Raw genomic sequence first — 5,846 nt, forward strand, 5'->3', positions numbered from 1 at the left:
CGGGAGACCCCCCTGGCCGATGAGCCGGGAGCCCCGGCGGAAGGAGCGCTTCGATGACCTGGAGCACCGTGTTTCTGACCCTGTACGTCCTCATCTGGCCCGTGCTCGTGGCCGGCACGCTCTTCGTGATCTGCCGCGCCTTCTTCCGCGAGCTGCGCGAGGCCAAGCGAGAGGGCCGCAGCATCATCTAGCCCCGCTCGCGCTCCGGTGTGACCGCGCCGCCCCCGTTTCCGCGGGGGCGGCGCGGTCGCGGTGCCGGGGAGCAGCTGAGGTCGGCCCCCCGGCCGGGCAATCCGCCTGTGGACAGGGGTGGGGTTGTCGGTTATGGTTACGACCAGTCGCGAACGGTATGCAATACGCAGAAGCCGTCCGGCTTCGGTGTGCAGCGCACACGAGCACGGCGAGGGGAGCGACGGGATGAGCGAATCAGACGTGGCACGGTCGGGCCGTAGGCTGCGGACCCGGTGGGACCGAATTCGGATCTGGCTGGCCGGGGGGTCCCTGCTGGCGCTCGGCATCGGGGTGACCGCCGCGGCCTACCTGGACCGGGCCACCCTCGCACTCGAGCCGCTCCGCGGTCTCTTCGACCTCGCGTTCATCGATGAGCGGGGCGAGATCCAGCAGGGCAACCCCGAGGTGTACGAGGTCAGCACCGCCGAGAACGGCCCCGTCGGGGAGCAGGGCAGCGATCAGGCGCACCGCTTCGAGGTGCAGATCCAGAACGTTTCGCAGGCCCCGAGCGGGCCGGTGTCGCTCACCGCGAAGACCCTGCTGCCGCCGCCGCCGCCCGACTCCGACGGGGTCAGCCGGGACCCCTTCACCGTGTTGCTGGTCTCGGTCTGGGATGAGGACGGCACGCTGCTCGCGGACGGGGTTGCCGCGGCGGAGCTCGCGCTGGAGTTTTCTGGCTGGCTCCCCGGCGAGGGGCGAACCCTCCGGGTCGAGCTGGTCTATCGCTCGAATCTGGGCACCCCGTACTACTACGGCAAGGACCTGCGGTTTGGCCTCGCCTTCTCGGGGGCGGCGCGATGATGCGGCGGGTGTTTCGCCTCCTCGGCGCGGCCGTGGCCCTGATCGCCCTGTTCGCGGCGGGAGCGGGCGCGGTGCGGGTGACCGAGGCCGCGTACCTGGACACCGCCGTCGCGCAGGCAGAAAGCTACACGACGCCGGCGGAATACACCGCGGTCTCCACCCAGTTTGCCTCGACCTCGGTCGCGCTCTCCGATGGCTGGGTATGGATTTGGGGGACGAAGGGGCGGGGCATGGGGGGCAACGGCGTCGCCGATCAGCGCGACCCATCCCCGGATCCGGTCTACGGGCTCCCCGCGGTGACGAAGGTGGTCGGCGCCTCCGATCTGAACGATACCTACGGCACCTTCGGGGCGCTCACGGCGTCGGGCGAGGTCTACACCTGGGGCGCGAACCAGTACGGGCGGCTGGGCATCGGCAGGCCCTCCGGGGCATCGGATTTCCGATCGACCCCGCAGCGGGTCACCATGCCGGACGGGTCGCGCGTGATTGACATCGGCTCGATGCGCGCCACGATCGCGGTGCTCACCGAGAACGGCGACGTGTACACCTGGGGGTCCGGGCAGTACGGGCAGGCGGGCAACGGGCAATCCTCCGCGGGGGACGGTCCGAACCGCCCCTTCCTGGTCGTCAGCAACGTCCACTCCATGCACGTCGGGCAGCGCGTGACCTGGGTCGTGACTCGGGACAACGAGGTGTTCTGGTGGGGGCGCAGCTACACGGGGGAGGCGGGCAACGGCACGGGCACGACGACCAACCGGTCGCGGCCGACCGCCCTCCCGCCCCTCACGGCCTTCGCGCGGGGCTGCGAGGGCCCGGCGGTGGCCGAGTATGACCCGAGCAACGCCTGCTCGATCCGGGCGATCACCTCCTCGCGCTGGGCCGGGGCGATGCTGCTCGACACCGGCGAGCTGCGCACCTTCGGATCGACCGAGCGCGGGCAGGTGGGGCGCGGTGGGGCGCGCCTCCAGGTGCTGCCCGTGGCGATCGGCGGCCCCGTCACCCAGGTTTCCGCGGGGAACTACCACTTCACCGCGCTCACCGAGGCGGGCGAGGCCTGGGGGTGGGGGGATAACTCGCAGTGGGCCGCGACCGGCAACGTTCGCCAGGACGGGAGCCTCGGCCAGGGCACGAGGAACGCGGAGGTTCCCTTCCGGCTGCCGTTGCGGGGGCTCGTCGCCGTCGGCGGTTCCCGGGACACCAGCTACGCCACCCGGAACGACTCCGTGCTGATCGGCTGGGGAGACGGGCGTCTGGGCGCGATTCCGGGCCAGGAGCGACCCCGCCAGAGCTTCGCCCCGCTGGCGTTGCCCGGCATCCGGATCACCGAGCTGGGGCCCTAGCGATGCGCTGCCGGGCGGTGCGGGGCCGCGAGGTGTCCGGGGTCGCCGCGCGACACAGAGCCGTTGACACAGAAGGAGCACGAGAGACATGATCAGAACTGCCTTGGCCCGCCCGCGGGCACGCGCGAAGCGAAGCGGCCGCGCCCGGGCGATGATCGCGCTCGGGAGCCTCGTCGGCGTTGGCGTGATCGCGACCGCCGCCATCTTCACCGACTTCGCCAAGCTTACGCTCGGCGGGGAGGGCGGGCTCGGCTCCTCCTCGAAGTTCGATATCGCGGTCATCGACCCGGAGGGGGCCGTGGCGCAGGCGGATACGGAGGAGGGCCTCAGCTGGCCGATCCCGGCCGCGGATGTGTTCGTGCCCGGGCACACCGTCCGCACCGAGGTCACGGTCTTCAACAACGCCAAAACGATCCCCGCCGATGTCACCCTGAGCCTGAACACGGTCGGCGACGGCTCCGTGGGAGACGCGCCAAACATCACCCGATTCCTGCTGTTTTCGGCCGTTGACCTGGACAGCGAGACGGTGCTGTTCGGCGACCCGGAGAACCCCGCCGCCGGGGTGGCCCTCGCGGAGGCCACGCGGGTGCTGGACGCGATCCCCGCGCGAGGCGTGGACGAGCTGCGGGAGGGGGAGCCCTTCGTTCCCGGCGCGGACGGCTCCGCCCGGAATCTCGCCCTGTCGATCCACTACCTCGATGTGCCGGAGACGGAGCAGTACAACGGCGGTCAGGCCGCGCTGAGTCTCCGCTTCGACGCGCAAAGCCGCTAGCCCGGTGCCGCCCCGGCACCACCGGCCCGTTCGGCACCACCGGCCGGTCCGGCGCTGGGGGCTCGTGCCGGCGCTCCGACTGCTCCGCTCCGCCTATCTGACCGGCGCGGCCATCATCGGGGCGGCCTGCATCCTCGGCTTCGCGGCCACGCAGCTGTTCGGGGTGCAGGCCCTCGTCGTGGTCTCCGGCTCGATGGAGCCCGCGATTCCCGTGGGCTCGCTCCTCCTGACCCGGGAGGTCCCCGCGGCGGAGGCCTCCGTCGGGGACGTGGTGACCACGGAGCGACCGCAGGGCGGCGGCCTGGTCACCCACCGGCTCGTGGCGAGCGAACAGGACGGGGCGCTCTGGTCGATGACGCTGCGGGGCGACGCGAACCGAGCGGACGACCCGTGGCCCTATCGCGTGGACAGCGTGGGCGTTGCCCTGGCCTGGGTGCCCTGGTTTGGTCGCATGGCCTGGGTGTTTCGCACCCCTCTCGGCATCGCGGGGATCGCGCTGGTCGTGAGCTCCTTCGTCCTTGCCTGGTTCCTGCCGCCCGGCGACCCGCCCCGGCTGGGGCGGCGGCGCGCTTCATAATTCGCAATGTTGGCGACTCCGGGAAGAAATCTGGCTAGCGTGATTGATAACAACAGCTAATTTCACCCATAACCTGAGCCACGGTCGCCGTCCGCGACCGAGGCGCGGGAACGTCCCCCTGGAGCTCACCCATGACCCGCTTCCGCCCCGCCCTGTCCGGAGCCGCCGTGCTCGCCGCAGCCCTGCTGCTGGTGGGCTGCGCCCAGGCCGCGCCCGCCGCCGAATCCGGGGCCGAGGGCGCTCCGGTCACCGGGGGCACCCTCGTGTACCTCGAACAGCAGGCGCACACCGGCCTCTACCCGCCCACCGCCGGGTTCTACCCGAACGGCGGCATCGTCAACAACATCACCGACCGGCTGGTCTTCCAGGACCCGGAGACGCTGGAGTTCGAGCCCTGGGTCGCCTCCGAGTGGGAGAGCAACGCGGATGCCACCGAGATCACGTTCACGATCCGGGACGGGGTCACCTTCTCTGACGGCTCCGCGCTCGACGCCGCGGTCGTCGCCAAGAATTTCGACCTCTTCGGCCGGGGCGACGCCGAGCGCGCGCTCCCCGCCTCCGAAGCGATCAACAACTACGAGCGCAGCGAGGTGCTCGACGAGCACACCGTGCGCTTCTTCTTCTCCGCCCCCGCGCCCGGCTTCCTCCAGGCAGCCTCCACCATCAACTCGGGGCTGCTCTCCTCCGCCACACTCGACTTCGGCCTCGAGGAGTTCGGCCCGGGCAACGCGGCGAAGGTCATCGGATCGGGTCCCTTCACGGTCGACAGCGAACAGATCGGCACGAGCCTCGAGCTGCGCGCCCGCGAGGACTACGCCTGGGCCCCGGCCAGCTGGGAAAACCAGGGCCGCCCCTACCTCGACGCCGTGCAGATCACCGTCACCCCGGAGGACAGCGTCCGCGTCGGCGCGCTCACCTCCGGCCAGGCCGGGCTCATCCGCCAGCTCGGGGCCCAGGACGAGGCCCGCGTGCAGGAGGCGGGCTTCACCGTGCTCGCCCCCCAAACCAACGGCGTGAACAACGGGCTCAATCTCCGCTTCCGCAACAAGATCCTGAGCGATATCCGGGTCCGCCAGGCGCTCGCCGCCGGGATCGACCGGCAGGAGGTCGTGGACACGATCTTCACCGAGCACTACCCGCTGGCGACCTCCGTGCTCAGCAGCGGGGCCCTCGGCTACCGGGACGCCGGCGACGCCCTGGGCTTCGACCCGAAGCGGGCCGCCCGCCTGCTGGACGAGGCGGGTTGGGCCCCCGGCGCGGACGGCATCCGCGCGAAGGACGGCACCCCGCTTCGCCTGGTCGTCAACGAGGCGCTGCCCCAGCCCCGCTCCTTCGAAGCCATGACTCTCGTCAGCCAGCAGCTCCGGAAGATCGGCGTCGACCTGAGCATCCTGCGCGCCGACAGCGGCACCGCGGCCGAGGCCCAGCTGGACCCGGACCAGGTCCAGCTCTACCACTCGATGGTGGGCCGTGCGGATCTTGACGTGATCAAGAGCCAGTACGCGGGGGAGAACCGGAACGTGCTCCTCAACCGGGACCGGGACGGCGTCATCGCGGACCCGGAGCTGGAAACGCTGCTTGACCGGGTGGCGGGCACCGCCGACCCCGAGGCGCGGATTGCCGCGAGCGGGGCCGTGCAGGACTATCTGCTCGATCAGGCCTATGTGATCCCGCTCTTCGAGGAACCGCAGGTCTACGCCGCGGCCCCCGAGGTGCACGGCTTCGGCACGGAATCGGTCGCCCGGCCGTCCTTCGCCGGGGTCTGGCTCGAGCGATGAGGCGGCCGCAGCGCACCGGCCGTCCCGCACGCGGGACCGGGGGCCGGGGATGAGGTACGTGCTCGGCCGCGTCGGCCAGGCGGCGCTCGTCCTCCTCGCCGCCTTCACCGCTGCCTTCCTGCTCCTGCAGGCGATGCCGGGGGACGCCGTGATGATCCGCTTCGAGAACCCCGAGCTGGGGCTCTCGCCCAAGCAGATCGCCTCGCTCCGGGAGAGCTACGGCGCGGACACCCCGCTCCTCGCGCAGTTCGCGCACGCCCTCTCCGGCTTTCTTGGCGGCTCCTGGGGCACCTCGGTGCAGAGCGGGGCGCCCGTGCGGGATTTGGTGGGGGCGGCCCTGCCGGGCA

Annotated in this window: 6 protein-coding genes and 1 pseudogene; all 7 read left to right on the forward strand. The window is 71.5% G+C overall.

Going from position 1 to position 5,846, the window contains the following annotated elements; genetic code table 11:
• Positions 1-53 precede the first annotated feature (53 nt).
• A complete protein-coding gene (locus OOT08_RS13045; protein ID WP_325093185.1) occupies positions 54-191 on the forward strand; it encodes a putative transporter small subunit in 138 nt (45 codons plus the stop codon).
• A gap of 226 nt (positions 192-417) precedes the next feature.
• Entirely contained in the window at positions 418-1,032 is a 615-nt protein-coding gene (locus OOT08_RS13050; protein ID WP_325093187.1) for a hypothetical protein, read from the forward strand.
• An 8-nt stretch (positions 1,033-1,040) separates the two neighbouring features.
• Entirely contained in the window at positions 1,041-2,372 is a 1,332-nt protein-coding gene (locus tag OOT08_RS13055) for an RCC1 domain-containing protein (protein WP_325093188.1), read from the forward strand.
• Between the two features lie 88 nt (positions 2,373-2,460).
• A complete protein-coding gene (locus OOT08_RS13060) occupies positions 2,461-3,144 on the forward strand; it encodes a hypothetical protein (RefSeq protein WP_325093189.1) in 684 nt (227 codons plus the stop codon).
• A gap of 64 nt (positions 3,145-3,208) precedes the next feature.
• Entirely contained in the window at positions 3,209-3,721 is a 513-nt protein-coding gene (locus OOT08_RS13065; protein ID WP_325093191.1) for a signal peptidase I, read from the forward strand.
• Between the two features lie 131 nt (positions 3,722-3,852).
• Positions 3,853-5,499, forward strand: coding sequence for a TIGR04028 family ABC transporter substrate-binding protein (locus tag OOT08_RS13070; protein WP_325093192.1), 1,647 nt, complete (start codon positions 3,853-3,855; stop codon positions 5,497-5,499).
• A gap of 49 nt (positions 5,500-5,548) precedes the next feature.
• A pseudogene (locus tag OOT08_RS13075) lies at positions 5,549-5,846 on the forward strand (ABC transporter permease); the annotation flags it as partial.

Source organism: Leucobacter sp. M11, from assembly GCF_035726885.1.
Taxonomy (GTDB): Bacteria; Actinomycetota; Actinomycetes; order Actinomycetales; family Microbacteriaceae; genus JAPFRB01.

Coding starts and splice junctions, on each gene's coding strand:
- OOT08_RS13050 (WP_325093187.1), top strand. CDS start 418: ATGAGCGAATCAGACGTGGCACGGTCGGGCCGTAGGCTGCGGACCCGG.
- OOT08_RS13060 (WP_325093189.1), top strand. CDS start 2,461: ATGATCAGAACTGCCTTGGCCCGCCCGCGGGCACGCGCGAAGCGAAGC.
- OOT08_RS13070 (WP_325093192.1), top strand. CDS start 3,853: ATGACCCGCTTCCGCCCCGCCCTGTCCGGAGCCGCCGTGCTCGCCGCA.
- OOT08_RS13045 (WP_325093185.1), top strand. CDS start 54: ATGACCTGGAGCACCGTGTTTCTGACCCTGTACGTCCTCATCTGGCCC.